27 protein-coding genes and 2 pseudogenes are annotated in these 26,773 nt (G+C 55.6%); 11 read left to right on the top strand and 18 right to left on the bottom strand.

Annotation, left to right across the window (positions count from 1 at the left end):
- Positions 1-140: 140 nt before the first annotated feature.
- Positions 141-1,775, bottom strand: a complete 1,635-nt coding sequence (locus ACP7BN_RS00795; RefSeq protein WP_426200874.1) for a methyl-accepting chemotaxis protein — start codon at positions 1,773-1,775, stop codon at positions 141-143.
- Between the two features lie 308 nt (positions 1,776-2,083).
- Between ACP7BN_RS00795 and ACP7BN_RS00790 the strand changes: the two genes are divergently transcribed.
- The gene (locus tag ACP7BN_RS00790) at positions 2,084-2,914 is read left to right on the top strand and encodes an undecaprenyl-diphosphate phosphatase (RefSeq protein WP_426200872.1); all 831 of its coding nucleotides are present in this window, start codon (positions 2,084-2,086) and stop codon (positions 2,912-2,914) included.
- Complete coding sequence (locus ACP7BN_RS00785; RefSeq protein ID WP_426200870.1) at positions 2,911-3,339, top strand: DUF1294 domain-containing protein; 429 nt, start codon at positions 2,911-2,913, stop codon at positions 3,337-3,339. The genes ACP7BN_RS00790 and ACP7BN_RS00785 overlap by 4 nt, the downstream gene beginning before the upstream one ends.
- On the opposite strand, the gene ACP7BN_RS00780 is transcribed toward ACP7BN_RS00785, so the two are convergent.
- Positions 3,336-3,695, bottom strand: coding sequence for an MmcQ/YjbR family DNA-binding protein (locus ACP7BN_RS00780; RefSeq protein ID WP_420649833.1), 360 nt, complete (start codon positions 3,693-3,695; stop codon positions 3,336-3,338). The two genes, ACP7BN_RS00785 and ACP7BN_RS00780, sit on opposite strands and share 4 nt — an antisense overlap.
- Complete coding sequence (locus tag ACP7BN_RS00775; protein ID WP_426200869.1) at positions 3,692-4,600, bottom strand: LysR substrate-binding domain-containing protein; 909 nt, start codon at positions 4,598-4,600, stop codon at positions 3,692-3,694. The genes ACP7BN_RS00780 and ACP7BN_RS00775 overlap by 4 nt, the downstream gene beginning before the upstream one ends.
- A 127-nt stretch (positions 4,601-4,727) precedes the next feature.
- On the opposite strand from ACP7BN_RS00775, the gene ACP7BN_RS00770 reads away from it, so the two are divergent.
- Positions 4,728-5,339 carry an FMN-dependent NADH-azoreductase gene (locus ACP7BN_RS00770; protein ID WP_426200867.1) on the top strand — a complete coding sequence of 204 codons (612 nt, stop codon included), beginning with the start codon at positions 4,728-4,730 and terminating at the stop codon, positions 5,337-5,339.
- Positions 5,340-5,507: 168 nt separating this feature from the next.
- Positions 5,508-6,545, top strand: coding sequence for an alpha/beta hydrolase family protein (locus ACP7BN_RS00765; protein ID WP_420649831.1), 1,038 nt, complete (start codon positions 5,508-5,510; stop codon positions 6,543-6,545).
- An 84-nt stretch (positions 6,546-6,629) separates the two neighbouring features.
- On the opposite strand, the gene ACP7BN_RS00760 is transcribed toward ACP7BN_RS00765, so the two are convergent.
- The gene (locus tag ACP7BN_RS00760) at positions 6,630-8,216 is read right to left on the bottom strand and encodes an ABC-F family ATPase (RefSeq protein WP_420649830.1); all 1,587 of its coding nucleotides are present in this window, start codon (positions 8,214-8,216) and stop codon (positions 6,630-6,632) included.
- Positions 8,217-8,527: 311 nt separating this feature from the next.
- Between ACP7BN_RS00760 and lpxO the strand changes: the two genes are divergently transcribed.
- Complete coding sequence (gene lpxO / locus ACP7BN_RS00755; protein ID WP_426200865.1) at positions 8,528-9,427, top strand: lipid A hydroxylase LpxO; 900 nt, start codon at positions 8,528-8,530, stop codon at positions 9,425-9,427.
- Between the two features lie 156 nt (positions 9,428-9,583).
- Here lpxO and ACP7BN_RS00750 read toward each other — a convergent pair whose 3' ends face one another.
- Positions 9,584-10,429 carry a Ku protein gene (locus ACP7BN_RS00750; RefSeq protein ID WP_426200863.1) on the bottom strand — a complete coding sequence of 282 codons (846 nt, stop codon included), beginning with the start codon at positions 10,427-10,429 and terminating at the stop codon, positions 9,584-9,586.
- Between the two features lie 188 nt (positions 10,430-10,617).
- Here ACP7BN_RS00750 and ACP7BN_RS00745 point away from each other — a divergent pair, with 188 nt between their 5' ends.
- Together ACP7BN_RS00745 and ACP7BN_RS00740 are read left to right on the top strand one after the other, a co-directional pair.
- Positions 10,618-10,959 carry a hypothetical protein gene (locus ACP7BN_RS00745; protein WP_420649827.1) on the top strand — a complete coding sequence of 114 codons (342 nt, stop codon included), beginning with the start codon at positions 10,618-10,620 and terminating at the stop codon, positions 10,957-10,959.
- A 35-nt stretch (positions 10,960-10,994) separates the two neighbouring features.
- The gene (locus tag ACP7BN_RS00740; protein WP_426200862.1) at positions 10,995-12,146 is read left to right on the top strand and encodes a PQQ-dependent sugar dehydrogenase; all 1,152 of its coding nucleotides are present in this window, start codon (positions 10,995-10,997) and stop codon (positions 12,144-12,146) included.
- A gap of 35 nt (positions 12,147-12,181) precedes the next feature.
- Here ACP7BN_RS00740 and rimI read toward each other — a convergent pair whose 3' ends face one another.
- Positions 12,182-13,282, bottom strand: a complete 1,101-nt coding sequence (rimI, locus tag ACP7BN_RS00735; RefSeq protein ID WP_426200860.1) for a ribosomal protein S18-alanine N-acetyltransferase — start codon at positions 13,280-13,282, stop codon at positions 12,182-12,184.
- Between the two features lie 92 nt (positions 13,283-13,374).
- Here rimI and ACP7BN_RS00730 point away from each other — a divergent pair, with 92 nt between their 5' ends.
- Together ACP7BN_RS00730 and ACP7BN_RS00725 are read left to right on the top strand one after the other, a co-directional pair.
- A complete protein-coding gene (locus tag ACP7BN_RS00730) occupies positions 13,375-14,949 on the top strand; it encodes a RimK family protein (protein ID WP_426200858.1) in 1,575 nt (524 codons plus the stop codon).
- A gap of 7 nt (positions 14,950-14,956) precedes the next feature.
- Positions 14,957-15,880, top strand: a complete 924-nt coding sequence (locus tag ACP7BN_RS00725; RefSeq protein WP_426200856.1) for a magnesium transporter CorA family protein — start codon at positions 14,957-14,959, stop codon at positions 15,878-15,880.
- Here ACP7BN_RS00725 and ACP7BN_RS00720 read toward each other — a convergent pair.
- Entirely contained in the window at positions 15,861-16,199 is a 339-nt protein-coding gene (locus tag ACP7BN_RS00720; protein ID WP_426200854.1) for a DUF2834 domain-containing protein, read from the bottom strand. The two genes, ACP7BN_RS00725 and ACP7BN_RS00720, sit on opposite strands and share 20 nt — an antisense overlap.
- A 264-nt stretch (positions 16,200-16,463) precedes the next feature.
- Between ACP7BN_RS00720 and ilvA the strand changes: the two are divergent.
- A pseudogene (ilvA, locus tag ACP7BN_RS00715) lies at positions 16,464-17,453 on the top strand (threonine ammonia-lyase, biosynthetic); the annotation flags it as partial.
- 41 nt (positions 17,454-17,494) lie between these two features.
- Here the strand turns inward: ilvA and eco are convergent.
- Complete coding sequence (gene eco, locus ACP7BN_RS00710; protein ID WP_426200853.1) at positions 17,495-17,980, bottom strand: serine protease inhibitor ecotin; 486 nt, start codon at positions 17,978-17,980, stop codon at positions 17,495-17,497.
- 370 nt (positions 17,981-18,350) lie between these two features.
- Here eco and ACP7BN_RS00705 point away from each other — a divergent pair, with 370 nt between their 5' ends.
- Positions 18,351-18,620: a DUF1652 domain-containing protein gene (locus tag ACP7BN_RS00705; protein WP_420649819.1), complete on the top strand. Its 270-nt coding sequence runs from the start codon at positions 18,351-18,353 to the stop codon at positions 18,618-18,620.
- Here ACP7BN_RS00705 and ACP7BN_RS00700 read toward each other — a convergent pair.
- From ACP7BN_RS00700 to ACP7BN_RS00655, 10 genes and pseudogenes are all read right to left on the bottom strand, one after another.
- On the bottom strand, positions 18,617-19,015 hold the full coding sequence (locus tag ACP7BN_RS00700; RefSeq protein ID WP_420649818.1) for a hypothetical protein: 399 nt from the start codon (positions 19,013-19,015) through the stop codon (positions 18,617-18,619). The genes ACP7BN_RS00705 and ACP7BN_RS00700 overlap by 4 nt on opposite strands.
- Before the next feature lie 89 nt (positions 19,016-19,104).
- Positions 19,105-19,374, bottom strand: coding sequence for a DUF2790 domain-containing protein (locus tag ACP7BN_RS00695; RefSeq protein WP_420649817.1), 270 nt, complete (start codon positions 19,372-19,374; stop codon positions 19,105-19,107).
- 190 nt (positions 19,375-19,564) lie between these two features.
- The gene (locus ACP7BN_RS00690) at positions 19,565-20,227 is read right to left on the bottom strand and encodes a YcxB family protein (RefSeq protein WP_426200850.1); all 663 of its coding nucleotides are present in this window, start codon (positions 20,225-20,227) and stop codon (positions 19,565-19,567) included.
- 89 nt (positions 20,228-20,316) lie between these two features.
- Positions 20,317-21,270 (bottom strand): PoNe immunity protein domain-containing protein, encoded by a 954-nt coding sequence (locus ACP7BN_RS00685; RefSeq protein WP_426200848.1) that lies wholly within the window; start codon positions 21,268-21,270, stop codon positions 20,317-20,319.
- The gene (locus tag ACP7BN_RS00680; protein WP_426200846.1) at positions 21,267-21,485 is read right to left on the bottom strand and encodes a hypothetical protein; all 219 of its coding nucleotides are present in this window, start codon (positions 21,483-21,485) and stop codon (positions 21,267-21,269) included. Before ACP7BN_RS00680 ends, ACP7BN_RS00685 begins: the two co-directional genes overlap by 4 nt.
- 36 nt (positions 21,486-21,521) lie before the next feature.
- Positions 21,522-22,172 carry a DUF2931 family protein gene (locus ACP7BN_RS00675; RefSeq protein WP_426200844.1) on the bottom strand — a complete coding sequence of 217 codons (651 nt, stop codon included), beginning with the start codon at positions 22,170-22,172 and terminating at the stop codon, positions 21,522-21,524.
- A 229-nt stretch (positions 22,173-22,401) separates the two neighbouring features.
- The gene (locus ACP7BN_RS00670; RefSeq protein WP_426200842.1) at positions 22,402-23,352 is read right to left on the bottom strand and encodes a PoNe immunity protein domain-containing protein; all 951 of its coding nucleotides are present in this window, start codon (positions 23,350-23,352) and stop codon (positions 22,402-22,404) included.
- 63 nt (positions 23,353-23,415) lie between these two features.
- A complete protein-coding gene (locus ACP7BN_RS00665; RefSeq protein ID WP_426200840.1) occupies positions 23,416-24,375 on the bottom strand; it encodes a PoNe immunity protein domain-containing protein in 960 nt (319 codons plus the stop codon).
- 19 nt (positions 24,376-24,394) lie between these two features.
- Positions 24,395-24,553 (bottom strand): annotated as a pseudogene (locus tag ACP7BN_RS00660) (type VI secretion system tip protein TssI/VgrG); the annotation flags it as partial.
- An 84-nt stretch (positions 24,554-24,637) separates the two neighbouring features.
- On the bottom strand, positions 24,638-26,764 hold the full coding sequence (locus ACP7BN_RS00655; RefSeq protein ID WP_426200838.1) for a lipase family protein: 2,127 nt from the start codon (positions 26,762-26,764) through the stop codon (positions 24,638-24,640).
- Positions 26,765-26,773: the final 9 nt, after the last annotated feature.

The following is a 26,773-nucleotide window of genomic DNA, read 5'->3' as shown; positions in this document are numbered from 1 at the left end:
ATAACTGTGGTTTGCCACAAATCCTGTGGGAGCTGCGGTGCGACGATTCGACTTGCCAGCGATTGCGTCGGCATAGCCAGCATTTTTGGTGAATGACACACCGCAATCGCTGGCAAGCCAGCTCCCACAGGGGAGAGAAATTACACGCGGAACTGGCGCAGGAGGCTGTTCAACTGTTCGCTCAACTGGCCCAACCGCGCACTGGCCACGCTCGACTGCTTCGCGGCCAGCGCCGTGCTGTGCGACAGTCCGGCAGCCTGAGTAACGTTCTGGTTGATGTCTTCAACCACATGCGCCTGTTGCAGCGTGGCACTGGCAATCGAAGCGTTCAGACCGTTGAGGTTACGCAGCGCCTGACCAATTGCACTCAGGCTCGCACCGGCCAGCCCCGCCTGTTCGATGGTCAGTTGCGAGGCCTTGCTGCTGTCGCCGATCACCTTCACAGCCGCTTCCGAGTGATTCTGCAAACGTTCGATCATCGTCTGGATTTCAGCGGTCGATTTCTGCGTACGCTGCGCCAGCAAACGCACCTCGTCAGCCACCACCGCAAAACCGCGACCTTGTTCACCGGCCCGCGCGGCTTCGATCGCCGCGTTGAGCGCCAGAAGGTTGGTCTGTTCGGCAATCGAACGGATCACTTCCAGCACACTGCCGATCTGCGTGCTCTCGGCCGCCAGCGTGCGAATCACTTCCACCGCTTGGTCGATAGTCCCCGAGAGCTTGTCGATCTGTTGCAGGCTGCCGTCGATATTGATCTGGCCCTGCTGCGCCTGTGCCTCGGCGTCGCGCATTTCGCTGGCGGCGTGTTCGGCGTTTTTCGCCACGTCCTGCACGCCGTAGGTGACTTCGTTGATGGCGGTGGCCACCAGTTCCATCTGCTGCGACTGTTGCTGGCTGCGCTGTTGCGCTTGAGTCGCATCGTTGCCCAGTTCGCTGGACGACTGGCCGAGTGCGCTGGCGGATTTCTGCAAGTCGCCGATGACCCCGCGCAACTTGGCGGTGAAGGCATTGAAGTGATGCGCCAGTTGCGTGACTTCGTCCTGGCCGTGGGTGTCGAGACTGCGCGTCAGGTCGCTTTCACCACTGGCGATGTTGGCCATGGCGTTTACGGTTTCCTGCAACGGGCGCACGATACTGCGCGCAATCAGGACCACCAGCAGCACCATGATCAGCGCAATCACCAGGCCCGCGACTGACGCTTTGATCACCTGGCCCTGGAACTCGGCCTGTACGTCATCGACATACACTCCGGAACCGAGGACCCAACCCCACGGCTCGAACAGTTTCACGTAAGAAGTCTTGGCTACAGGCTCACTGGCGCCGGGCTTCGGCCAACGGTAGTCGACCATCCCAGCGCCCTTGGCCTTGGCGATCGCGACCATTTCGTTGAACACCGCAAAGCCGTCCGGATCGCGGATCGCCGAGAGGTTCTGGCCTTCAAGTTTCGGATTGGTCGGGTGCATGACCATCACGGGCGTGAGGTCGTTGATCCAGAAATAGTCGTTCTGGTCATAGCGCAAGCCGCGAATGGCGGTCAGCGCCTGTTTCTGCGCGGCTTCACGGGTCAGGCTGCCGGCGGTTTCCAGGCCCTGGTAATAGTTCAGCAAACCGCTGACCGTCTGCACCACGTGCTGGGTTTTCTGGGCTTTGGCGTGATAGAGGTCGTCGTGGATCTGCTTGAGCATCAACACGCCCAAGGTCAACAACATCACCACGGCCACAATCAAGATGAGCCACAAGCGTCGGCTGATCGACACACTGCGCAAGCTGTTCATAACGCTGTCACTCCGATTTCTTTTTCTTGTAATAACTCACCGCCAGCATCCAACCACGTTTTGTGTGACCGGGCATACGCGACTCAAGTCGTACAGCGCACCAGCGCTAATACGGCGTGTCTGTTAGGATTTCGGCCCCGCGCGGAAAAACCTGAGTCGAGATTGATTTTTCACGCAATTTTGACTGTTTTGCAGCGATCCTCTGCGCCGGGAAAACGCTACAGAAACAGCCAGCTACGCTGGACGCAGTGCACAGTTGGAAAAATATTATCGGGGCATGCCAGCGGGTATCGCTTCTTGGGGGATTGATGGATCTTTGGACGGCCTTGCAGGCACTGATTCTTGGAGTTGTAGAGGGGCTGACGGAGTTTTTGCCCATTTCCAGTACCGGACACCAGATCATCGTTGCCGACTTGCTCAACTTCGGTGGCGAGCGGGCCATGGCGTTCAACATCATTATTCAGCTCGGCGCGATCCTCGCGGTGGTCTGGGAGTTTCGCCGCAAGATTCTCGATGTGGTCGTCGGTTTGCCGACTCAGCCGAGTGCACGCAAGTTCACCGCCAACCTGCTGATCGCGTTTCTACCGGCGGTGGTGTTGGGGGTGATCTTTGCCGACCTGATCCACGAATACCTGTTCAACCCGATCACCGTGGCTGCAGCGCTGGTGATCGGCGGCATCATCATGTTGTGGGCCGAACAGCGCCAGCACGAGGTACACGCTGAAACTGTCGACGAAATTCACTGGACCGACGCCTTGAAGATCGGCTTCGCCCAATGCCTGGCGATGATTCCCGGCACCTCGCGCTCCGGCTCGACGATTATTGGCGGTCTGTTGTTTGGCTTGTCACGCAAGACCGCCACCGAGTTTTCGTTCTTCCTCGCCATGCCAACCATGGTTGGCGCGGCGGTGTACTCGGGATACAAGTATCGCGACCTGTTCGTGCCGGCGGATTTTCCGGTGTTCGCGATTGGCTTCGTCACAGCGTTTATCTTCGCGATGATCGCGGTACGCGGTTTGCTCAAGTTCATCGCCAGCCACAGTTATGCGGCGTTTGCCTGGTACCGAATCGTGTTTGGTCTGGTGATTCTGGCGACCTGGCAGTTTGGCTGGGTTGACTGGTCGGCAGCCAAGCCATGAATGATGCCCGCTCACGCCGCCCGGATCAGCGTTCATCGGGGAGCAACATTCAGTACCTGAAGTTGAAACTGCTGGTGTTGCTGATCGTCTGCGCGTTGCCACTGTTTGGCGCCGCGTCGATGTGGCTGGACGGGATCTCGCGGGTAGCGCTGACGGCCTATGCGGTGGTCAGCGTGCTGGCGGTTTTGCTGTATTGGGCGGACAAACACAAGGCCCGTACTGGCGCTTGGCGCATCCCGGAAAATGTCCTGCACGCAGTGGAACTGGCCGGCGGCTGGCCCGGCGCATTGATCGCCCAGCAAGTGTTCCGGCACAAGACGCGCAAGGTGTCGTTTCAGATTCTGTTCTGGCTGATCGTGGTGTTGCATCAGGTGTTCTGGATTGATCAGTTGTTCATCGGTTCGACGCTTTCGGCGATGTTCTAAAGCAGCAGTCCGACCTGAGTTTTCTTCGGCAGTTTGCCCACCACCAGTTGATGCGAACGTTGCAACAGCCCTTGCAGTTCCTCGGCGCCCAGCGGGTAGGGCGGGTGCATGATGATCCACTGCGCCCGCGCCAGATACGGCGCCGGGTGAATGCCCGGACGGTCGCAATGGCCGAGAAACAAATCCTTGTCGACCTTGAATGCCAGTGAATCGCCGCGCAGCCCCTGCAAGGCGAACATCTTGTTGCCGGCAATTGAAAACACCCGCACGCCGCCCCATTTGTAATCCTCGCGTGCGCCGGGCAATGCCAGGCAGAAGTCGGCAACATCCGTTTCGCTCATCTTTGCTTTTTTCATAGCAGCCGCTCCCCGCAGGCATTGAACGATTCGACCAAGTGGTCGATCCACGCGCGCACCGCTGGCATCACCCCGCGCCGATGCGGATACACCGCTTGCAGCCAGCCACCGGGCAATGACCACTCGGGCAACAAGCGTATCAGTGTGCCGTTGTCGAGTTCCGCTTCGCAAAACATCATCGGCAGCAACGTGAACCCTTGGCCGGCGAGGACGCAAGCTTTGCGCACCACAAAATCGTCGATGCCTAGTCGGGCTTCCAACGCCAGATCGCAGCTTTTGGCGTTCTGATCGATCAGGCGCACATGCACCAGGCGATCAGGTTCCAGCGCGCCGAGCACCGGCAGACTTTTCAGATCCTGCGGATGATTGATTTGTGCATCCTGAATAAACGAGGGGCTGGCGACCACCACCATTTGTGCCTGACGCAACCGCCGGGTGACCAGCATCGGGTCTTCATCGCCGTGTTCGCGCACGCGCAGCGCGACGTCGATACCTTCGTTGATCAGGTCCACCCGGCGATTGAGCAGGATGACCTCAAGCTGCACCTGCGGGAATTTGTCGAGGAAACTGCTGATCACCAACGGCAACATCTCATGCGCCAGCCCGGTCGGGCACGACACGCGCAAGCGTCCACGCGGTTCGCTGGACATACTCGCCACCGCTTCATCGGCCATTTCCGCTTCCAGCAACATCGCCTGGCAATGGCGCAGATAACGTTCGCCGACCGCCGTCAGTTTCAATTGCCGGGTCGTGCGTTGCAGCAAACGGGCGCCGAGGCGCTCTTCGAGTTCGGCAATTCGCCGTGACAGCCGCGACTTGGGGATACCGAGCAAGCGGCCGGCGGCAGCGAATCCACCGGCCTCGACCACTTTGGCGAAATAGTAGAGATCATTGAGGTCTTGCATGGGGAAATCCAACTGTTCTATCAGTGGGACAAACTATCGCATTGTCGGCGGCTAATCGAGTATTGGTTTCGTCTGTAGGATTGTCTCCATTGCGTCGACCCCGACGATTCCTTACAGGAGATTCCTCATGAAACTGTTGCATATCGATTCGAGCATTCTGGGCGACAACTCGGCTTCCCGTCAGTTGAGCAGCGAAGTGGTCAAAGCCTGGCAGGTTGCTGAACCAAGCGCTGTGGTTACCTACCGTGACCTGGCCGCCGACGCCATCAGTCACTTCTCGTCGACCACCCTGGTAGCTGCCGGCACCACCGCCGAACTGCGCAACGCCGCACAACAGCACGAAGCCGAGCTGAGCACTTCGACGCTGGCCGAATTCATCGCTGCCGACGCCATCGTCGTCGCCGCGCCAATGTACAACTTCACCGTGCCTACCCAGCTCAAAGCCTGGATTGACCGCATCGCAGTTGCCGGCCAGACGTTCCGTTACACCGACGCCGGCCCGGAAGGCCTGTGCGGTGGCAAGAAAGTGGTGATCGTGTCGACTGCCGGCGGCATCCACGCCGGTCAGGCTTCGGGCGTTGCTCACGAGGAATATCTTAAACTGCTGTTCGGCTTCCTCGGCATCACCGACATCGAAATCGTGCGTGCCGAAGGCCTGGCGTATGGTGATGAAGTGCGTAACAACGCACTGACCGCTGCCCACACGCAGATCAGCGAACAACTGTTCGCCGCGGCGTAAGGCCTGCGTAAAGAACAGCCTCCGTTCAGGCAATTCCCAAAAAACTCTGTATTCTGGTTCCGCAAGGGCCGAATACGGAGTTTTTTGTTTCTGGCTGTTACATAATCTGGCCCGGGTTATGCAATTAATGTTCTGACGATCTTCGGAACCAACAGGGTGGGCCATCCCATGATGCGTCTTTGTGCAACGTTACTGATTTGCCTGCTTGGCAGCCTGAATTCAGTGCACGCTGCGCCAGGCGTACACCCGCGCTGGAGCGTCGGTTATCACGAGATGACTTTCCTCGATCCGCTGGATCTGCAACCGATGCGCGCCATCGCGTTTTATCCTTCCAGTGACCGCGAACACCAGAGCCTGCTTGAGGGCTACTCGGTCGAGGCTGGTGAAGACACCAGGATCGCCATCGGGCGCTTTCCAATGCTCATGCTCTCGCACGGCAACACCGGCACACCGCTGGCGCTGCATGACCTCGCCACCTCGCTGGCGCGTAAAGGCTTTGTCGTAGTGGCAGTAATTCATCCCGGCGACAACTCCAAAGATCACAGCCGACTTGGCACTCTGAGCAATCTGTACGGGCGGCCAATTCAGATTTCCGAAGCGATTACCGCCACGTTGGGTGACCGTATGCTCGCGCCGTTTGTGAACGCCGATCAGGTCGGTGTAATTGGCTACTCGGCCGGCGGCGAAACCGCGTTGATTCTCTCGGGCGCGCAGCCGGATCTGGATCGACTGCGCCGCTACTGCGAAGAACGTCCGGACGACCGCGATGCCTGCAACACCAAGGGCGAGTTGATTGTCGACCGCGATGACCTGCAACCGGTGGCCGATCCACGCGTGCATGCGTTGCTGCTGATGGCGCCACTGAGCCTGAAATTCGGCCGGCATACCCTGGCTGATGTGCATGTGCCGGTGCTGCTCTATAGCGGAGACGGCGACAAACTGGTGGCCTTCGACAAAAACGCTGCGGCTCTTGCGCGCAAATTGCCGACCGCGCCGGACTTCAAGCTGTTGGCCGGGGCAGGGCACTTTGTGTTCATGGCGCCGTGCAATGAAGCGCAAATCCTCGCCATGCCGGCGCTGTGTACCGATGCCGACGGAGTCGACCGCGAGGACATCCATCGCAATCTGATTTCCGAAGCCGGGCGCTTCTTCTCGCATGCGCTGGGCGCGCCAACCCGCGCCGGCATGCAGACTGCGGATCAATAAAAGCGGCAGATCAATCCCTTGAATGCAAAAAGCCCGGTCACATGGACCGGGCTTTCAACTTGCAGCTAAAGGCTTGTACCGCCCTTAGAACACTACGCCCTGGCTACGCAGGTAGTCATCGTAGGTGCCGCTGAAGTCGGTCACGCCAGTCGGGCTCAGCTCGATGATTCGAGTAGCCAGGGACGACACGAACTCACGGTCGTGGCTGACGAAAATCAGCGTGCCCGGGTAGTTTTCCAGCGCCAGGTTCAGCGCTTCGATGGATTCCATGTCCAAGTGGTTGGTCGGTTCGTCCATGATCAGCACGTTCGGCCGTTGCAGGATCAGCTTGCCGAACAGCATGCGACCTTGCTCACCACCGGAGATCACCTTGACCGACTTGAGAATCTCGTCGTTGGAAAACAGCATCCGGCCCAAAGTACCGCGAATCATCTGTTCGCCCTGAGTCCACTGACCCATCCAGTCGAACAGCGTCATGTCGTCTTCGAAGTCGTGGGCGTGATCCTGGGCGTAGTAGCCCAGTTCGGCGGCGTCGGTCCACTTGATGCTGCCGGCGTCCGGGGTCAGTTCGTTGACCAGGGTGCGCAGCAGAGTGGTCTTGCCGATACCGTTCGGGCCGATGATCGCCACGCGCTCGCCAGCTTCAACCTGGAAGCTGAAATCTTTGAACAACGGCTTGCCGTCGAAGCCTTTGGCCATTTTTTCGACCATGACGGCCTGGCGGTGCAGCTTCTTGTTCTGATCGAAGCGGATGAACGGGCTCACGCGGCTCGATGGCTTGACCTCGGCCAGCTGGATCTTGTCGATCGCTTTGGCGCGGGAGGTGGCCTGCTTGGCTTTCGAGGCGTTGGCCGAGAAGCGGCTGACGAACGATTGCAGCTCGGAGATCTGCGCTTTCTTCTTGGCGTTGTCCGACAGCAATTGCTCGCGGGACTGGGTCGCCACGGTCATGTACTCGTCGTAGTTGCCCGGGAACAGGCGCAGCTCGCCGTAGTCGAGGTCAGCCATGTGCGTGCACACGCTGTTCAGGAAGTGACGGTCGTGAGAGATGATGATCATCAGGCTGGAGCGCTGGGTCAGAATATTTTCCAGCCAGCGGATGGTGTTGATGTCCAGGTGGTTGGTCGGTTCGTCGAGCAACAGCACTTCAGGATCGGAGAACAATGCCTGCGCGAGCAATACGCGCAGTTTCCAGCCCGGCGACACTTCGCTCATCGGGCCGAAGTGTTGCTCGATGCCGATACCCAGGCCCAGCAACAGCTCGCCGGCACGGGATTCGGCGGTGTAGCCGTCCATTTCAGCGAATTCGGTTTCCAGCTCGGCAACGGCCATGCCGTCTTCTTCGCTCATTTCCGGCAGCGAGTAGATGCGGTCACGCTCGGCCTTGACCTTCCACAGCTCTTCGTGACCCATGATCACGGTGTCGATAACGGTAAATTCTTCGTAGGCGAACTGGTCCTGGCGCAATTTACCCAGACGCACGTTCGGCTCGAGCATGACCTGACCGCCCGACGGATCGAGGTCGCCGCCGAGGATTTTCATGAACGTCGACTTGCCGCAACCGTTGGCGCCGATCAGACCGTAGCGGTTGCCCGCGCCGAACTTGACCGAAACGTTTTCGAATAGCGGCTTGGCGCCGAACTGCATCGTGATGTTAGCTGTAGAAATCAAAGGTTTTTCCTGTGGAGCATGCTTGGATAGCGAGGGTGCGGCCGGAGCGCTTGGCCCGAGTCGAAGTGCGCTGAGGCGGGAATTCCCGTCATCAACCAAGGGGGGCGCTAAAGTTTGGCGGCGATTGTACTGGTCTGGCTCTTTAAACGATAGGGCAGTGAGCAGCCGATCAGCGTTTGGGGTGATCGCGGGACAGTTTTTCACAGATGAGTGTTCACGGTTGGTTACAAACTGTGGCTAAAATGCCATCCATTCGCCTAACGCCTCTAAAAGGCGCGTAGTTTGTTCACTTCCGACGTGTGACGATTTCCGTGAAACTCATCATTGCCGCTGTTTATGTCATTTCCATTGCATACGTGCATTTGCGTGGCCGTGTGCGACACAAGCTCGGTCGCCAACTTAGCGATCATTCGACGTTTCTGGCGCCGATCAACTGCTTCCTTTATCTGTTCTCGAAGATCCCCAACAAGCCGTACCTCGATCCGAAGGACTTTCCGGACTTGAGCCCGTTGCAGACGCACTGGGAAGAAATCCGCGCCGAAGGCCAGCATCTGCTGCGCGCCGGTGAGATCAAGCGTTCGAATCAGTACGACGATGTCGGCTTCAATTCTTTTTTCAAGTCTGGCTGGAAGCGTTTCTATCTGAAGTGGTACGGCGAAAGCCACCCGTCGGCGATGAAGCTGTGCCCGCGCACTACTGAATTGGTACAGAGCATTGGCTCGATCAAGGCTGCGATGTTTGCCGAGCTGCCACCGGGGTCGAAACTGGTGCGTCATCGCGATCCGTATGCCGGTTCCTATCGTTACCACTTGGGTCTGGACACGCCGAACAGCGCCGGTTGCTACATCAACGTTGATGGCGAGAACTATCACTGGCGTGACGGCGAAGCGGTGATGTTTGACGAGACCTTCATTCACTACGCCGAGAACACCACGGAGCAGAACCGCATCATCCTGTTCTGTGACGTTGAGCGGCCGATGAAGTATCGCTGGGCGGCGGCGTTCAACAGTTGGTTCAGCCGCACTGTGATGTCGGCTGCAGGTGCGCCGAATGATGCGGGTGACCGCACGGGCGGTCTCAACCGCTTGTTTAGCAAAATCTACAAGATTCGTTTGCGTGGTAAAGAGCTGAAAAAGCGTAATCGTGCGCGGTATTACATGGAGAAGTGGGCGATCTTTGGTGGGTTGCTCGCTGTTTTCATTTTGATCTGAAATTGCTGTTGTTTGGGCGGACGCCATCGCTGGCAAGCCAGCTCCCACAGGTTTCCAGGTGATACATAAATAGTATTCACACCGAAAAACCCTGTGGGAGCTGGCTTGCCAGCGATGAGGCCATCAAAACCACCCAAGACTTGCCTGCCTAACCTCCTAAGCCTTTTTAGCCTTCTTGGCCGGCGCAGCCTTGGCCTTCGCCTTGGCCGGCGCTTTCCCACCCAAGCTACGTTTAAGCAGTTCGGTCAAGTCGATCACATCCGCCGACTTACGCTGTTCCTCGCCAGTCGCCGTCTCGACATCCTCGATCTTGCCTTCGTGGGCCTTCTTGTCGACCAGCGCCATGATCTTGTCTTCGAACTCATCCTTGTAGTCTTCGGGCGTCCAGTCCGCGCTCATGTCTTCCACCAGCCGTTTGGCCATGTCCAACTCACCCTTGGCCAGTTTTGGCTCGGTCACTTCGCTGCCCAGTTCCAGTTGATCAAGACTACGCACTTCCTGCGGCCAACGTAGTTTTACCAAAACCAGCGCTGACTCCAGTGGCATCAACGCTGCCAGATACTGGCGGGTGTGCAGCACAACCCGGGCGAGGGCGACTTTATTGGTCTTGGTCAGGGTTTCGCGCAGCAATGCGTAGACCTTGCCACCGCGTTTGTCCGGGGCCAGGTAATACGGCGTGTCGATGTTCTGCAGTGGGATCTGTTCGCTATCGACGAAGGCGAAAATGTCGATGGTCTGGGTCGAAACCGGGTGCGCCGAGCGAATTTCCTCTTCGCTGAGCACCACATAGCGACCCTTTTCGAACTGCACGCCTTTGACGATGTTCTCCTTGGTCACTTCCTTGCCGGTGACCTTGTTTACGCGTTTATAGCCCACTGGATCCATGCTGCGGCTGTCCAGCCAGTCAAAATCCACACCTTGCGAGGAGGTCGCCGAAACCAGCGCCACAGGGATGTGTACCAGTCCGAAGCTGATTGCGCCTTTCCAGATTGCCCGAGCCATGGTGCGTCCTCCGAGTGATGTTCAGGTGACCTGCGGCGTGGCGCAAAAGTTTCGAGTGTTTAGATCTCGGCGGTCGGCCGGTCAAGTCGTGTTACATCTTGTTTAGCAGCGACGGGTTAACAAATCCGAACCCACGGCGTAGCGTGGACTCGAAGGCTCTAGTCCAAGCGCATCGAGAGAGGCCGCTCATGAACCGTTTTCTATTTGGCATCGCAGCCCTGGCCCTGAGTGGCGGACTGGCTCATGCAGACGTAACTGCTGCGTCCTCAGCGCTGTTGCTGGCGCAGAGTCCGACCGGCAACAGCAACAATCCCTACAACAGCCCGATTCGCCGGGCCAATCCCAACAGCATGCAGGGCACCCAACCGAGTACGCCGCCTGTCCGTGGCCCGAACACTGTGCCGGTGCCTCGCCCGCCGACCCTCGAAAACGGCGGTATCGGCAATGGCCAGCCGATGCGCTCGGTGCCGAGCACGCCACCCAAATTCATTCCCAATCCAGCGCCCCGTAGCACCGGCAGCACCCGTTGAGCTGCCGACCCGCCAACAAACAAAAGGAATCGTGCATGTTGCGTAAAACCCTTCTGGCCAGTTTGTGCGCCAGCGCATTGATCAGCTTTACCGCCCCGGTTTTCGCCGAGGCCCCCAAGGAACTGCAAAGCGAGCAGGGCACGCTTGAAGTGACGACCATCACTCAAGGCCTGGAACATCCATGGGCGCTGGCATTTTTGCCGGATCGTCAGGGCATGCTGGTGACCGAGCGGCCCGGTCATCTGCGAGTGGTTGGCGCTGACGGCAAGTTGTCGGCGCCCATCAGCGGCGTGCCGGAGGTGTGGGCCAAGGGGCAGGGCGGTTTGCTCGACGTGGTGCTGTCCCCGGACTTCAAGGCTGATCGTATGGTGTATCTGTCTTACGCCGAGGGCGGCGGCGCCGGTGACAAGGCCGGGACAGCGGTCGGGCGCGGACGTCTGTCAGATGATCTGAAAACACTTAAGGACTTCAAAGTGATCTTCCGCCAGGAACCGAAACTGTCGGTGGGCAATCACTTCGGCTCGCGGCTGGTATTTGACCGTGACGGCTATCTGTTCATCACGTTGGGCGAAAACAACGACCGCCCGACCGCGCAGGATCTGGACAAGCTGCAAGGCAAGGTCGCGCGTATCTATCCCGACGGCAAAGTGCCGGACGACAATCCTTTCGTTGGCCAGTCTGGCGTGCGTCCAGAGATCTGGTCCTACGGCCATCGCAACCCACAAGGCGCGGCGCTCAACCCGTGGACCGGGACCCTGTGGGAAAACGAGCACGGCCCGCGCGGCGGTGACGAGGTGAACATCGTCGAGCGCGGGAAGAACTATGGCTGGCCATTGGCGACCCATGGCATCAACTATTCACTTCTGCCAATCCCTGAAGCCAAGGGCGAAACCGCCGAAGGCACACTCGGGCCGCATCATGTCTGGGAGAAGTCTCCGGGCGTAACAGGTATGGCGTTCTATGACGCCGACCGTTTCAAACCGTGGCAGCACAACGTGTTTATCGGCGCACTGGTGGATCAGGAGCTGATTCGCTTGCAGTTTGACGGCGACAAAATCGTGCACGAAGAACGCCTGCTCGGTGAACTCAAGCAGCGCATCCGCGACGTGCGCCAAGGGCCGGATGGTTACTTATATGTGCTGACGGATGAGTCGGATGGCGCGCTGTATAAAATCGGCCTGAAATAACGCAATCCCTACCACTTACAACTTTTGTGGCGAGGTTATTCGTTGCGGGCATACAGCACCACCGCCGCCCGCAACTTGCCCCGGCCAAACCGGCACATCTTGTCGAACTCCCCATGGCTGACCGGTACATGCTGGCAGTCGATGGGCTGTCGGTGCTGACTGTGATCAACATCCGGGTCGTGCAGATAAACGAATTCGTCATCGCAATCGGTAACCATCACCCAGTGCGGCGACTTGGATCGGGTCAGTCGATAGCTGCTGATCAACACCAGCGGCTGTCCTCCTGCATCAAGCAAGCGCGGCAAATCCAGCGCGGTGCCGATGCTTTGCTCAACATCCGAGTCACGTAACTGCGCGGTGAACTCTTCATGCACCAGGCGCATGACGTCTTTTTTATGCTCATCGCGCACGCCGTCGAGGAACAGCGGCCCGTTTACGCTCAGTTGCAGTTGCACCCGAAAGCCGCGCCGCCACGCCGCCAGCGCCAAACCCTGCGGACTGCATCCGCCATGCCCGGAGGTCATGAAAACAGTGGTCGCCTCACGCCAGATTTGCAGCTCTTCGCGCCGCTCCAGCAGCCGATCGGCCTGCAAGGCGCCCATGGCCATTAACAGACAAGCCGGGCCGCAAGTGAAGTCGGTGGTTTGCTGGTAATGCGCAACGTTGATGTTGCGCGAGTCGCGGTGCTGAAGAATACGTTTTTCCAGGCGCAACGCATCGGCATGGTCTTCGTAGTAATCGTGAATCAGCGCAAAGCGCCGGTAGCCGTGCTTTTCATAAAGAGCTATCGCGGCCGGGTTGTCAGTGCGAACCTCCAGCCGCAGGTACGCGCAATCATGCTCAAGCGCACAGGCTTCAATGCGCTGCAGCAGTTGCGTGCCCATCCCGAGACCCCGCGCCGCGGGAGCAATAGCGATCGAATACAGCCGCGCAAGCGATGTGCCGCGATGAAACAACACCAAGGCGTAACCCGCCAGCTGTCCATCGCGCTCGGCCACCATTAGCTGCGCATGCGCACGGGTAATCATCCATTGAAAGCTGCGCCGGGTCAGGCGGTCTGTAGTGAAACAGTGGGTTTCCAGCGCCAGTAGCGCCGGCAAGTCTTCAACTACTGCCGAACGAAAAACAGTGTGCATATGACCGCCGTAAAAGTTGCGTAACGAAACGAGACTTTCGAAAAAGTTCGTGCTTAATAGAAAAGGTCTTGTTCTCCAACGGATCAATCTCTATGTCAGCGGTACAGGGTCATTGGCGCGAAGTATCCGAGCAAAGTTTGCCGGCGGCAACTTATTTAAATCCAGTCGCGAGAGTTTCCAGTCAAGTGTTGATCATTGTCGAACGCAAGGAAGACTGGGCCTCTTACTTTCCCAGTGAAGACATCCTCACGGCTCAGGAATACCTCGGGAAAACCCGTGATGACGAGTCGGGCAAGCGGGTGCAGGTGATCAACCTGTGCCGCAGCTACAAGTACCTGGGGCACGGCTATTACTGTTCGTTGCTGGCCGAGGCACGAGGGCACAAGGTGATTCCGTCGGTGCGCACCATCAGCGAACTGACGCGCAAATCACTCTACGGCCTGGCGCTGGACGACCTCGACAAAACTCTGGAAAAAGCGCTGAACCACCAGCTCTACAGCGACACCGAAGGTTTTACCCTGACACTGTACTTCGGTAAAACCAATATCGAGCCGTTGCAGGACTTGGCGCGACAATTGTTTGAAGTGTTCCCGTGTCCGATTCTGTTAGTTGAATTCCGTAGAAATAACGGCTGGCATATTGAAGGTATAAAGTCCGGTGCGCTGCACAAGTTGCGCGACGATCAGGAAGATCAATTCGCCAATGCGCTGGACAGTTTCAGTCGCAAGATCTGGCGCAGTCCACGATCACCGCAAGTGGCCCGCTACGACCTGGCGATCCTGCATGATCCGCAAGAAGCCTTGCCACCCTCCAACCCCCGGGCACTGGAGAATTTCATCCGCGTCGGCAAAGGCATGGGCATCGATGTCGAACTGATCGAGCGCAAGGACTACGCACGCCTGGCCGAGTACGACGGCTTGCTGATCCGCGAAACCACCAGCGTCGACAATCACACCTATCGCTTCGCCAAAAAAGCCGAAAGCGAAGGGCTGGTGGTGATGGACGATCCAGCCTCAATCCTGCGCTGCACCAACAAGGTCTATCTGACTGACCTGCTCAACAGCCATCAACTGGGCATGCCCGCCACCGAAATTCTCTACAAGGAGCGACCGGAAGATTTCGAGCGGGTCGGCGAGCGCTTGGGATTCCCGTTGGTGCTGAAGATCCCCGACGGATGTTTTTCCCGTGGCGTGATCAAGGTTGAAAGCCAGCAGGCATTGCTCGAAGCCACTGCCGAACTGTTTGAGCATTCGGTGCTGTTGCTGGCTCAGGAGTTTTTCTACACCGAGTACGACTGGCGCATCGGCGTGCTCAATCGCAAACCGATCTTTGCCTGCCAGTACTTCATGTCCAAAGGCCATTGGCAGATTTACAACCACAAGGCCAAAGGGCAAGACGTCAATGGCGAGTGCCGCACCATGGCGATCCATGAGGCGCCGCGCGCCGTGGTGGAGCTGGCGGTGAAGACCGCAAATCTGATCGGCGACGGCCTCTACGGTGTCGACCTCAAACAGGCGGGCGACAAAGTGGTGGTCATCGAAGTCAACGATAATCCCAACCTCGATGCCGGCACCGAGGACGCTTACTTGCAGGACGATCTGTATTCGCTGGTGCTGGAAGAGTTCGTGCGGCGTCTGGAGCTTAAACGGCGCGGGCAGGCATGGTGATGCGCCGATGATCAACAGCTTTGCACTGAGCCACGGAGCCTTGCAGCGGGTAGAACGGCTGGATGCCGAAGTGATGCTGTTCAGCAATCCCGACGCCGCCGAGCGCGACTTGCTGCACAGTCACTTCAAGCTGGATGAACATGCGCTGGCCTCGGCACTGGACCCGGATGAAGTGTCACGGATTGAGTTCCATCCAGACCATTTGTTCCTGATCTGGAAACGTCCGGAAAACTATTCCGGCGGTGGTAGCCTGGCGTTTGAGGTCTCTTCCTGCGGCTTGCTGTTTTCGCCGGGCCAACTGTTGGTGATCGCCACCGACGACACGCCGCTGCATGGCGTCGGCACACGGCAATCGCTGAATACGCCACTGGATGTGTTGCTCGATCTGTTGTTCAACAACATTCATCACTATCTCGGGCATTTGAAGGTGATCAAGCTGGTTGCCCGAGAGTTGCAGCAGAAATTCAACGCCTCGATGCAGGATCAACACCTGCTGCAAATGTTTAACCTCAGCGAAAGCCTGATCTATTACATCAACGCCCTGCACAGCAACGGTGCAGTGCTGACGCGGCTGCGCAATCACGCTGAAAAGCAGCATTTCGGCAGCGAAGCGCTTGGCCTGATCGACGATCTGATCATCGAAAACAACCAGTGCTACAAACAGGCGGAGATCTATTCGACGGTGTTCTCCGGGCTGATCGATGCGCGCGGCAATCTGATGAACAACAGCACCAACGGCCTGCTGCGCAAACTGACGCTGATCAACGTGGTGTTCCTGCCGCTCAACCTGATCGCGAGCATCGGCGGCATGTCGGAGTTCAGCATGATGACGGCGGGCACGCCGTGGTGGGTGGCGTACCCGCTGTTTCTGCTGGCCATGATGTTGGCGGCAGGCGCGATGTTGTTCGGGCTCAGGCGCTTGGCGAAGTGATCGGGGTTTTCAATTTGCGATCTTTGAGGCCGCGAACCACCAGATACAACAGCGGCCCGACCGACACAAATATGGCCGTCAGCAACAGATACGGCAGCACCGACCAGCCAGACGCCCCACGCTTGCGCGCATCCTTGTACATCCACACGCCAGCCAACGTCGCCAGCAGATACAGATCGATCACCACCTGCGCGGTATCAGGTCTCGACATCAGACTGATGCCGAAATCGAGCAACGACTGTTCGGCTTGCAGCATCACCGAAACGGTGTAGCCACTGAACGCGATCAAAGCCGCGAGGGGCAGGGCGACAGACATCATGCAATCCTTCCTTGGTGAGATGAGCGAATGGCCAGACTACGAAATTCACGATTGACTTGCCATCATTGGTCGGGCTAATTTCAGCCCATGACTTCCACCGTATTGCGCTGCCAGCCAAGCATTATTACCGCCATTCCTCATTTGGCGGGCTAGCTCACGACTGCAGCACCCAACCCGCCCTAGAGGCGGGTTTTCATTTTCTGTCTCTTCGGTTTGAACGCGGTCCCACACCGAACGTTTGAATGCGTTATCAAGGAGACGACCATGAATTGCACCGCCGATCAGCAAGCCTTGCTTGAGCAATACGTAAAAAAGATCCTCGCCGCGCCGGTTTACGATGTCGCGGTGCGCACGCCGTTGCAGCTGGCGCCAGCTCTGTCCGAAACCCTCGGCAACCGGATTCTGCTCAAACGTGAAGACCTGCAACCGACGTTCTCTTTCAAGATCCGTGGCGCTTACAACAAACTGGTGCAATTGAGCGAAGAACAAAAGGCGCGCGGGGTGATCACCGCTTCGGCGGGCAATCACGCCCAAGGTGTGGCATTGGCGGCCAAAACACTGGGCATTGCCGCAACTATCGTCATGCCATCCACCACGCCGGATCTGAAAGTGCTCGGCGTAAGCAGTCGCGGTGCCGAGGCGTTGCTGCATGGCGAAAGTTTTCCGTTTGCCCTGGCCCATGCGCTGCGATTGGCCGAGCAGAGCGGCCGCACCTTTGTCTCGCCGTTCGATGACCCGGACGTGATTGCCGGGCAAGGTACGGTGGCGATGGAAATCCTGCGTGAACATCAAGGCGCGCTGGACGCCATCTTCGTCCCGGTCGGCGGTGGCGGACTGATCGCCGGCATCGCTGCCTACGTCAAATACCTGCGCCCGGAAGTACGCATTATCGGCGTCGAGTCAGAACATTCGGCCTGTCTCAAGGCTGCGATGCAGGCCGATGAACGCGTGGTGCTGCCCAGCGTTGGCACCTTCGCCGATGGCGTGGCGGTGGCGCAAATCGGCGCTTACGGCTTCGAGCTTTGCCGCTTTTGCGTGGATCAGGTGATCACCGTCAGCAACGACGAGCTCTGCGCCGCGATCAAGAACATCTACGACGATACCCGCTCGATCACCGAGCCTTCAGGCGCATTGGCCGTGGCAGGGATCAAACAGTATGTGGCGCAAACCGGTGCCCGGGATCAGACGCTGATCGCCATCGACTCCGGCGCCAACATCAACTTCGACAGCTTGCGCCACGTCGCCGAACGCGCGGCGGCGTTCGGCATTCCCGCATGAGTGTGATCAGGCCCGAATTATTCCGGAATGGCTGTGCCGACTTTGTCCGAGGCGGTCCAGATGCGATAGCGCACTTCGACGTCTTTCGGCGCGTAGATCACGATCGGCAATTTGCTGTTGTATTGAATCCGGAAACCGTCGCCGACAACCGGCACGAACGCGCGTTTCAGTTTGCTGCCGGGAGGGCAAGCCATCTTTGTGCTCATCGGCCCGATGACTTTCTCCAGGCGGTAAAACGGATAGCCCCAGCCTTCGAGATTTTTCTCCTCGAGCATGCCGCCCAGGCGCTGGCGGTTGCAGTCAACTTCGAGGGTTTTGCCGGCCAGTACTTCGACCTGGAAGTTTTCTTCCTGCGCCTGCTGCGGCAGATGGATCACCTGACGGGTGAAGCCCGCTTCAGCCTTGGGGTACGGCGCAGTGTCTTCAAGCTTCGCCGCGTGGGCGAAAGTGGAGAGGCCGGCAAGCATCAGGCCGGTGGTCGCGTAAACGGTGAAAGTACCCATAAAGGCCTCCGTGCGGGTGTAGGGTGATGACTGGCATTCTCACTGTCACCGGCGCCGAATGCAAACCCGCCACGGGTTGCAAATTGCGCTGCCCGATCTGATCAATCTTGCAGATTGCAACAGGCCCAATGCTGGCCACCCGCGCAAGTTGTTGATTTCTATGACGGCGAGAACCACCCGATGGAAGGCACGTTTTATGCGTTCAATAGGTGCGGCGCGCCGGGTTTGGGCGCCTACAATCCAATGGGCATTTCGCAGTACAACCGCTTGTCACACTCAAGGAATCAGCGGGGACACACCCGTGCAGAGAAGTGGTAACGGTCAACGTGAATACTTGATTGGCAATCTCACAGTAAGGAGAGCGTTAGCCATGTTTCTGTCTGCCTTGGAACTCCGCAATATCATTGAGAGCAGTTTCCTGCCGAAACGCTGCCAATGCACGCTGTCCCCGGATCTGTCGATGACCGTCAAAGTGTATGGCGATCACCAGACCGATCAGGTTGATCTGCTGGTGAGCGGCATCGATGCCAGTCACCTCAACAGCTGTCGCGAGATCAACGGTCTGATCGCCGGTTTGCGCATGGATCTGGCGCAAAACGCCACCCCTCATCACTATCTGCCGCGATCGAAAGCTATTTAGCCGACCGTTTCACCCAGTTCGACCGTCACGCGCCGGGCCTGCACAAATCCAAGGCCCAGCGCGAACTCGACCAGCACCGCGAGCAAGATCGCGGGGCCGGCATGGCCGTTCAACCATTCTGCGAAACCCAGCACCGCCAAACCGAAACAGCCGACGATAAATCCGTTGCTCATGGCATTGCGCGCAATCGACACCGGCGCATTACGCACCAGATAAAACATCACCCCCAACCCCGCAAACAGCACCGCACTGCGCCGCGCAACAAACCCGGCTGCCGGCGAATATTCGATGCTCCAGATCGCCAGCAACACCTCCGGCACCAGCCCCCAAACCAGCGCCAGCAGAAAACACAACGAACAGGTGAAGGTCGACAACGTGCGAAACGACAACTGCATGGCGAATCCTTGCGGCAGTAGGGGGAGGCCCGAGCATACCGGCCTGACCGATGCGTGCCTACCGCAGACCCGCGAATCAGACGTTTCCGTCAGTTCTGATAACTGCACGCGTCAGACAATTTCCGATAGCTGATTTCCTCAGGCTTGCCGGTGTTGTCGATGTACTTCATGTCAGCGGTGATGACCTTGCACTCCAGGGTTTGCGGCTCGGTCAGTGACACGACTTTGGCAACGTGCAGCGGCATGCCGTATCGATAGGGCACGGCTGTGGACGTGGCGGATGTGTCATTGGCCTGAGCCAACCCGGCAAACGCAGAGCAGGCGAGGGCGGTGGTGAGCAGCAGTGAGCGAATGTTCATGGTGGACTCCCGAATGCGTTGGACTCGGCACAAAACGCCGAACCTGCCGCACTGGGCGTCAGCCAATGACTGAGGGCGTGCGGTTCAGTAGAGTTTTTGACCGCGGCGTTAAGGGATGGTTAACCGGGGTGAACGCCGGCTGTCGTGTGGGGGGATTGTTTCTGGGCGAGCGCTCGGCAGATTCCTGGCATCAACTGGCCAAAACAGGCACCCGGCTCAAAAACACTTCCAAGCCTTGCTGATACATGTCCGCATCCATTACATCGCTGTGTCTTGGGATGTGATACGCCTTGCCCTTGCTATCCAGTTTGGCGCAGGCAATGCAATAGAAGTCGGGCGTGATCTTTAGCCGCACTATCTGCGCCCAAGCCAAAGTGCTTTGGGCGCCTTTGCCTTTCATATTGATTAGGGTGAAACCGTGGTCGTCGAACTCCAGACGATAGGCACCTTCTGTAGCCTTGAGGTGGGTACGGAGCTTCAATTCGATCAGACGCTGGCTCGCGTTGCGAAAAGGCATACGCGGCTTCTTCGCACGGTTGGAGGCTATACGGTTGCGCAAACGACCCAACAGCCGCCCGGAAAAAATCCACCAACATACCCCGTAAACCATTGCGAACAGCGCCATCGAGATAATTTTCTGGGGGCTGAACTCACGCGCGGGGAAATAGATCGCCAGCGCGCCGGCAACCAAACCCAGAAAAAACATAAGCGGGGCGAGCAGGCGGTCCTGCTGGCGATTTACATAGCCTGTCACTCGGGCATGCAGCTGATCGTCCTTGAGCATTTCTTGCTCAAGCAGTTTGCCGATGCGCATCTGTGTGTGGTCGGGGGTGATGGTGAATTGCAATTCCATGATGTTGAATCCAGCGTCCATTTTGATGAGGGTAAAGTTTACATGTCTGGTCGGCCCCTAAAAATGGTCTGACCGAATGGTGGGGCGATTTAATCTTCGCCTGTCCAGTACCAAATTGTGTGGTTCGAGTTTGACTCACCGAAGTCAGGCATGATTTCACGATGTGAGAAGCGCCGTCTGGAATTGGCTTGTGCCGGGGTGAACCAATAGCCAGTCTTGCTGCACGGTTGCCCCGCATCTATGCGAGCGACCTGAGAGCTATTGGTCGGCCGGCAGTTACGTGCATGTTCGACCAAATCCTTTGGATAAACCATATGGTCTATTTTGCTGTCGTCTATGCCGTATAAAAATGCAATGGCCCCTGCTTCGATAGCCCAATATCCTACATAATCTCCGTCGTCGCCTTCGATTTCGAGATGGCTGTCATGCCAGTTGGTTTGTAAGCTTTCAAACGCCGGGTACCATTCCTTGCAGTATTGAAGAAGTAAGTCGCTCGCCTCACTTCCTTGCGATGCGTAAATAGCTCTGATAAGGGGCGTGTATAAGTCGTGGTACCATTCGTCGATATCTGATCTTCCTGGAAGGTGTTTACGCAAAAGATCTTCGTATAAGGTGTCCTCGTGTGCGTATCCTGCTTGATCAATGAGACTAACGAAGCGAACAACTAAGTCTTTTCGATGAAGTAAGATACACAGACTGATGACTTGGATGCACTCTTCGTACTGCTCAGGCCAGTCGTCGATTGCTAACGGAGAAATATCAGGCTCCCCTTCATCTATGGCCAAAGCTTGTTGATATATTTCATAGAAATCAATGAGCTTTTCCAGTCTAGGGTTCAGTAGTTCTATTGGTTCACCGGCCGTGTAAGAAATTAAGAGCGCCTTGAATGCCGATTCTTTGAAATAGCCCGTCCGTAATGCTTTCTCCTGTGTAGGAATATCCGCCTGCATTGTTTCGTTATTCCAGCGTGCTTCCGTACCATCATATAAATCTATGGATTTATTGTAATAAGACTCAAATATGAATTTTTGCCGTCTATTCATGCTAAAGCTCCGCTCTCTGCAGCTACGCCGCTCATGGCACGACGATATACTTGACCTTGGATATCAATAACGTCCGCAGTTTCGATCCAGACCTCCATATAATTAGGGGCGGAAAACCCCAGTCGCCATGCCTTGTAAGGCAAAGGCCCGCCGTTGGCATGCGCCCACTCACCAAACTGAAAAGCCATAAGAACGATAAGGAATAAACGACTCATGCAAAATTAATCCGCAATGGGATATTCCCCATTTGATCACCAAGAGTCGTATGGCACACCGAATTTTTCCACATAGGCTTTGGACTCATTGGAGAGAGTGTTATATCCACCGCCAGATTTTCCTTCATAGGGCCCACGCGGGTCAATCTCAGCTTTTATTTTCGCAACTTCGATAGCTGTCATGCAGGGTCCAGATACCCAGACTTTCGCAATGCCCCCGGGGGCAAGCCTCACAACTACTGACTGGCGATACCCGGTAATCAACTTCCCATCTGCCGCACAGGTAACGTTTTCACTGTTGCGCATTAAATTTCGAGTTGATTCAGATATGTCGATTTCCATTTTGTATGTCTGAGGTTCCACCAACGATTGCCATCGTACGTAGATCTTTTTAGGCAAATCTGCGCCCGTAACGTACTTGCCACTCCCGATACCAATTTTTTTGGGCCATCCGCGAGGGTTGCCAGAATTGTTAGGAGGCGTAAGCCATGAAGCGACCCCGCTCATTGCACGCCTGTAGATCTGTCCTTGAACATCAATTACATCTGCCGTTTCTATCCAAACCTCCATGTAGTCAGGGGCGGAAAACCCAAGGTACCAAGATTTATATGGCATTGACTGACTATGTGCATTCGCAAAACCACTGAGCATAAACAACGTAACAGCGAGGCGGATAGAACTATTCATTTGGATGCACCGTTGTCGCCGCATTTTTTGTGCTGCTGTTGATAAATACCATCGATGGGAACTTTCGATTAGCGCCGGGGAGGGCGGATTTTGTTCGGGTTGATTAATCAGGCACTTGGAAAAAACAGATATAATTTGTGGCTCGAAGGTTTAGGGGTTTAGAGCGCGAAGCTGGCCGGAAATAGCCAAGTGCAAATGGGGCGGATGAAAAATACGCCCCTTGATCATCTTACTCTTCACCAGACCAGTACCAAATAGTATCACCCCATTTTGAGCCGCTGAAATTAGGCATGAGTTCGCCTTGTTGAAAGTACCGTCTTGAGTTAGCCTCTGCCGGGGTGTACCAATAACCTGTTTTTCTGCACGGTTGCCCCGCATCTATGCGAGCGACCTGAGATGCATGAGATATTGGATGATTTCGGGCGTACTCGACCAGATCACTTGGATAAACCATATGATCAATTTTGCTGTCGTCTATTCCGTATAAGAAGGCAATCGCTCCAGCCTCGATAGCCCAATAACCAACGTAGCTGCCTTCCTCTCCTTGAAGATGAGTGTCGTGCCAAGGAGCCTGTTCAAAAGCCGCGTACCATTCGCAGCAGTATTTCTCAAGAAGTCGCGCTGCGTCTTCTTTGGTTTTCGCGTATATCGCTTGCACTAGTGGGGTATATACATCGTGATACCATTGGTCAACATCACTTCTGCCTGGTAAAACTTTGCAGAGTAAATCTTCATAGAGCGTGTCGTCGCCAGCATATCCTGCTTCATCTATCAAGGTCACGAAGCGCTTTAGCAAGTCAGTGCGATGCAGGAGAATGCACAAACCAATGACTTGTACACATTCTTCATATTGGTACGGCCAATCATCTATTGCGAGGGGGGATATGGTTGGTGCATCTTCATAAAGGGCTAATTTGTTTTGTCGAATTTCGTATTTTTCCACTAACTCCTCGAGCAATGGAATAAGCAATTCTATCTCTTCTCCAGCGGTATAGCAGGCTAACACCTTATCAAGTAACAGACCTTGCAGGTGCCTTGCTCGAAGTGAGGCCTCCTGTTCTGGAGAGTCGGACTCAAATGTGTTTGTTTTGCAAAATTCAAGAACTTCGCCATATTCCTTCAGGAAGATTCTGTATTGATTTTCAGTGTAGAATTTTTGTCTTTTATTAAAGTGACTCAAACCTCAATCCTCAGGGGGGCTGATGTTGTTAACTTTTCTAACATAGAGTGTACGATTGTGATCTTACTCATCACCAGACCAGTACCAAATAGTATCACCCCATTTTGAACCGCTGAAATTTGGCATAAGTTCACCTTGTTGGAAGCGACGTCGTGAGTTGGCTTCGGCTGGGGTAAACCAATAGCCGGTTTTGCTGCACGGCTGTCCCGCATCCACGCGAGCAACCTGAGATCCATCAGTCGGTCGATGATTTCGGGCATATTCGACCAAGTCTTTTGGATAGACCATATGGTCTATTTTGCTGTCGTCTATGCCGTATAAAAATGCAATGGCCCCTGCCTCGAATGCCCAATATCCTACGTAGTTACCTTCCTCTCCTTGAAGGTGAGTGTCGTGCCAAGAGGCTTGTCTAAAAGCTGAGTACCATTGATTGCAGTATATCTTAAGAAAATTTGAGGCATCTTCTTTTGTTCCTGCATATATCGCTTGAACAAGAGGAGAGTAAACATCGTGGTACCATTGATCTATATCACTTCTGCCTGGTAAGACTTTGCAGAGCAAGTCCTCGTACAGCGTGTCATAACCTGCATAACCTGCATAACCTGCATAACCTGCATTATCAATGAGCCTGACAAAGCGTTTAAGGAGATCTATGCGATGCAAAAGGATGCAGAGGCCTATAACTTGTACGCATTCTTCATATTCGTGTGGCCAGTCGTCAATCGCTAGTGGCGAGATGTCTGAAGCTTGTTCAGATTCTGCTAGCGCTGCTTGACTGACTTCATATTTTTGAATTAGATCCTCCAGCAAGTGGGTAAGAGACGATATGTCTTCGCCCGCTGTATAGGTCGCAGTTAGTTTTCGAAGTGCGAGGCGCTGAATAAAACTTGAACGAAGAGTCGCTTCGCCTTTGGGGGAGTCGGATTTGAATTTGGTGGTTTTTAAAAGCTTGCCTGCTTCGTCATGCTCTCTTAAGAAGTTTTTATAATGAGCTTCGCTGAAGAATTTTTGTCTTTTAATCATGTCTTTATGCCTCAAGTTTAAGTGAGTCTAGCTTGAGGTCGGGGCGAGCACTGACCAGTTCAATGTCGAAACGGAAGGGCTGGTTGAGGGCTTCGCGACCGGTGAAGCTGAGCACTTGCAGGTCGGCGGAGGCGCCTTCGAGCGTGAGGGTGATGTGGGTTGCGTTGGCGTCCAGCATGCCTTGAATTCCGTCCATTGAATAAGCAGAGGAGGATGCTGCAGGATGAAGCTGCAAGCACAATCTCCCCTGACTGTTCAAATGCTATGCGGTCCGAAGTTGAGCACTGCTCGCTTGGGGAATCATAGCAAGCTGTACCTCGATATTGTTCTCCTTCTTCGCCAACCACCGTTCTACGTTCAGGTCATGTTCCGGTGCTTGAGTTGCAGAGCCGTAGATGTCCTCTGGGGCAATTGTGATACGGCGCAGCCTATTGAGGCGCTGGCAGGACATGTCTACTAGGCCGATTTCTGCCGTCAGTATTCTCGTTTGTTGCGTCAGCTCTCTCCGATCAGAGAGGAGAGAATTCAATTCTGCCGTTTTGGCTTCCAAGCGTGCCCGCATTTCCGCCAGTTCGTAGGAGACCTGATCGTATTCGGTTTTCGTCACCACAGTGCCCCCTTTCTTTTGAGTTTGCTGCCAGCGGCGAAGTGTTGCCCATGCGTTCGGGATGTAGGCCGATGCCATGTAATGGTGAGGCATTTGGAACAATTGTTGGATGAAGGGCGCGCGGACTGGCATGTCACCTAGCTTTTGCAACTGTTTAGTACATGCTGCACCTTCGATGGATTCGCACCCGGGATTCCACAGAATAGAAGATTGCTCACGGCCTTTAAAATGCACTGGCATGAAATGGTGCAGTTCGCCTTGATGCTCGTAGGATGAACCTCCGATCTGCGATATACCGACACCAAAAATCATTGCACCGAAGGGGCCGGAAATGAAACTAATGATAACGCCAGGCACCCATATACTTTTCCGGGTGTTCATCCAGAGGGCCGGAACACTTGGGATTGGGTCGTTGTCGTTGACCATGCGGTGGTGGGCCAGTTCGGATGCGCCTTTGACAAAGTCAGCATTACCGGCTCTTGGCGAGCCGTAGGTGTAAAGCAGGATGTCGTATTTTTTCGAGCCTTGTCGCAGCGCTTCGGCGAGCAAAGTTGCAATGGCTCCGCCGAGGCTATGGCCGCAGATGATGATTTTTTGGTCTGCGTGGAATCTATCGAGATACGTTTGGACAAACGTGGCCATCGCTTCATATGCTTGATAGAAACCTTGGTGAGCCTTGCCTACGCCGACCTTCACCGGAATCTGCTCTGCATCTGTATCTCGTACGAAGTCAACGAGTTCCAGTGTGCCGCGAATGGAAATTAGAATAACTTCATCATGGTGTGTAATGAATGCCTGAGTGTTTGTTCCATCGTCTTCTTTACTGTCATCGAAGAAATGTAGTTTAGCTGGGTGCTCTTGTTTTAGTCCGAGCGTTGGTTTGTTTTGCTCATATAAATTTGGATCAAACGGCAAAATCTCAAACCGCTTCGAGTAAGGCACGTCTTCATAAAGTGGGTAGTATGCAGAAGGTTGGGTGGCGTTGATCTTCCACGATTCTTTGTAGCACGCCATGCCTTCACCAAACATATTCCCTACGCTTGGGTCGAGAGGAAAGCTTACGGTGTCGGTTGGCTGTTCAGCAGGTGATTGACCAAAATCGCAATAACTTAACGCCGCGAACAACGAAAGTTGATACAGGTTCAGAGCGCTAAATTTGTTATCCTTAGATAGCATAGGGCGAAATGCGCGCAGTGGCCGCACCTCAAGGACGGTGTGTTTATTCGGTAAAAGCGCAACCCCCCTCAATTCAGACTCTTCTGGTCCAAATCCAAGATCACCCATGATCTTGAGCAAGCTAAAATTGGGAGGATACTTTCTCGGAGAATAGCGCGGTAGATGTGCAGAGTTTTTGACCAGGTCTCTAACTTCAACATGGAAAAATTGACCTGCCTTTTCTTTCGCAGGGTTATTTTCAACCCTTGTCCCATCCTTTTTCGCAAAGCGAGTGTTCTCTGCTTTTACCTGTAGTTCAGTGATGGCAAGAGGGTAGCTTTCCCGATTGGCAAGAGCGTTGTAATACTGTTCTGCTCCTTTATAAGGGGTATCCACCGTCAAAACTATGGGGCCTTGATAATGGTTCACAACTTTGGCTGAACCATCAGCGTCCAATACCCCAGAGTATTTCTGGTGCGCGCTATCCTGTAGTACGTAAGCAAGGCCTGCATAAGGCTTGCCGTCCCCGGTCTCGTCTACTAGTTGAAAGCTAACCCAGTCGCCCCGCAATGGGCATGCTTCGGATTTACCACTCAACAGAGGATCGCAAGGCACCTTCTGCTCCATAAAAAATCT

Source organism: Pseudomonas sp. TWP3-1 (genome assembly GCF_049896625.1).
In the GTDB taxonomy this organism is placed as follows: domain Bacteria; phylum Pseudomonadota; class Gammaproteobacteria; order Pseudomonadales; family Pseudomonadaceae; genus Aquipseudomonas.
Note: the sequence above shows the minus strand (reverse complement) of the source record. Positions and strands in the feature narration are given on the sequence as shown.

Excerpts from the sequence above, each read along its gene's own strand:
- ACP7BN_RS00720 (WP_426200854.1), bottom strand. The coding sequence starts at position 16,199 with ATGATGTCTGTCGCCCTGCCCCTCGCGGCTTTGATCGCGTTCAGTGGC.
- ACP7BN_RS00690 (WP_426200850.1), bottom strand. The coding sequence starts at position 20,227 with ATGGAATTGCAATTCACCATCACCCCCGACCACACACAGATGCGCATC.
- ACP7BN_RS00700 (WP_420649818.1), bottom strand. The coding sequence starts at position 19,015 with ATGCAGTTGTCGTTTCGCACGTTGTCGACCTTCACCTGTTCGTTGTGT.
- eco (WP_426200853.1), bottom strand. The coding sequence starts at position 17,980 with ATGGGTACTTTCACCGTTTACGCGACCACCGGCCTGATGCTTGCCGGC.
- ACP7BN_RS00725 (WP_426200856.1), top strand. The coding sequence starts at position 14,957 with ATGATCAACAGCTTTGCACTGAGCCACGGAGCCTTGCAGCGGGTAGAA.
- ACP7BN_RS00675 (WP_426200844.1), bottom strand. The coding sequence starts at position 22,172 with ATGAATAGTTCTATCCGCCTCGCTGTTACGTTGTTTATGCTCAGTGGT.
- ACP7BN_RS00795 (WP_426200874.1), bottom strand. The coding sequence starts at position 1,775 with ATGAACAGCTTGCGCAGTGTGTCGATCAGCCGACGCTTGTGGCTCATC.
- ACP7BN_RS00750 (WP_426200863.1), bottom strand. The coding sequence starts at position 10,429 with ATGGCTCGGGCAATCTGGAAAGGCGCAATCAGCTTCGGACTGGTACAC.
- ACP7BN_RS00780 (WP_420649833.1), bottom strand. The coding sequence starts at position 3,695 with ATGAAAAAAGCAAAGATGAGCGAAACGGATGTTGCCGACTTCTGCCTG.
- ACP7BN_RS00790 (WP_426200872.1), top strand. The coding sequence starts at position 2,084 with ATGGATCTTTGGACGGCCTTGCAGGCACTGATTCTTGGAGTTGTAGAG.
- ACP7BN_RS00775 (WP_426200869.1), bottom strand. The coding sequence starts at position 4,600 with ATGCAAGACCTCAATGATCTCTACTATTTCGCCAAAGTGGTCGAGGCC.
- ACP7BN_RS00655 (WP_426200838.1), bottom strand. The coding sequence starts at position 26,764 with ATGGAGCAGAAGGTGCCTTGCGATCCTCTGTTGAGTGGTAAATCCGAA.
- ACP7BN_RS00785 (WP_426200870.1), top strand. The coding sequence starts at position 2,911 with ATGAATGATGCCCGCTCACGCCGCCCGGATCAGCGTTCATCGGGGAGC.
- ACP7BN_RS00770 (WP_426200867.1), top strand. The coding sequence starts at position 4,728 with ATGAAACTGTTGCATATCGATTCGAGCATTCTGGGCGACAACTCGGCT.
- ACP7BN_RS00665 (WP_426200840.1), bottom strand. The coding sequence starts at position 24,375 with ATGATTAAAAGACAAAAATTCTTCAGCGAAGCTCATTATAAAAACTTC.
- ACP7BN_RS00680 (WP_426200846.1), bottom strand. The coding sequence starts at position 21,485 with ATGAGTCGTTTATTCCTTATCGTTCTTATGGCTTTTCAGTTTGGTGAG.
- ACP7BN_RS00705 (WP_420649819.1), top strand. The coding sequence starts at position 18,351 with ATGTTTCTGTCTGCCTTGGAACTCCGCAATATCATTGAGAGCAGTTTC.
- ACP7BN_RS00685 (WP_426200848.1), bottom strand. The coding sequence starts at position 21,270 with ATGAATAGACGGCAAAAATTCATATTTGAGTCTTATTACAATAAATCC.
- ACP7BN_RS00765 (WP_420649831.1), top strand. The coding sequence starts at position 5,508 with ATGATGCGTCTTTGTGCAACGTTACTGATTTGCCTGCTTGGCAGCCTG.
- ACP7BN_RS00730 (WP_426200858.1), top strand. The coding sequence starts at position 13,375 with ATGTCAGCGGTACAGGGTCATTGGCGCGAAGTATCCGAGCAAAGTTTG.
- ACP7BN_RS00745 (WP_420649827.1), top strand. The coding sequence starts at position 10,618 with ATGAACCGTTTTCTATTTGGCATCGCAGCCCTGGCCCTGAGTGGCGGA.
- rimI (WP_426200860.1), bottom strand. The coding sequence starts at position 13,282 with ATGCACACTGTTTTTCGTTCGGCAGTAGTTGAAGACTTGCCGGCGCTA.
- ACP7BN_RS00695 (WP_420649817.1), bottom strand. The coding sequence starts at position 19,374 with ATGAACATTCGCTCACTGCTGCTCACCACCGCCCTCGCCTGCTCTGCG.
- ACP7BN_RS00740 (WP_426200862.1), top strand. The coding sequence starts at position 10,995 with ATGTTGCGTAAAACCCTTCTGGCCAGTTTGTGCGCCAGCGCATTGATC.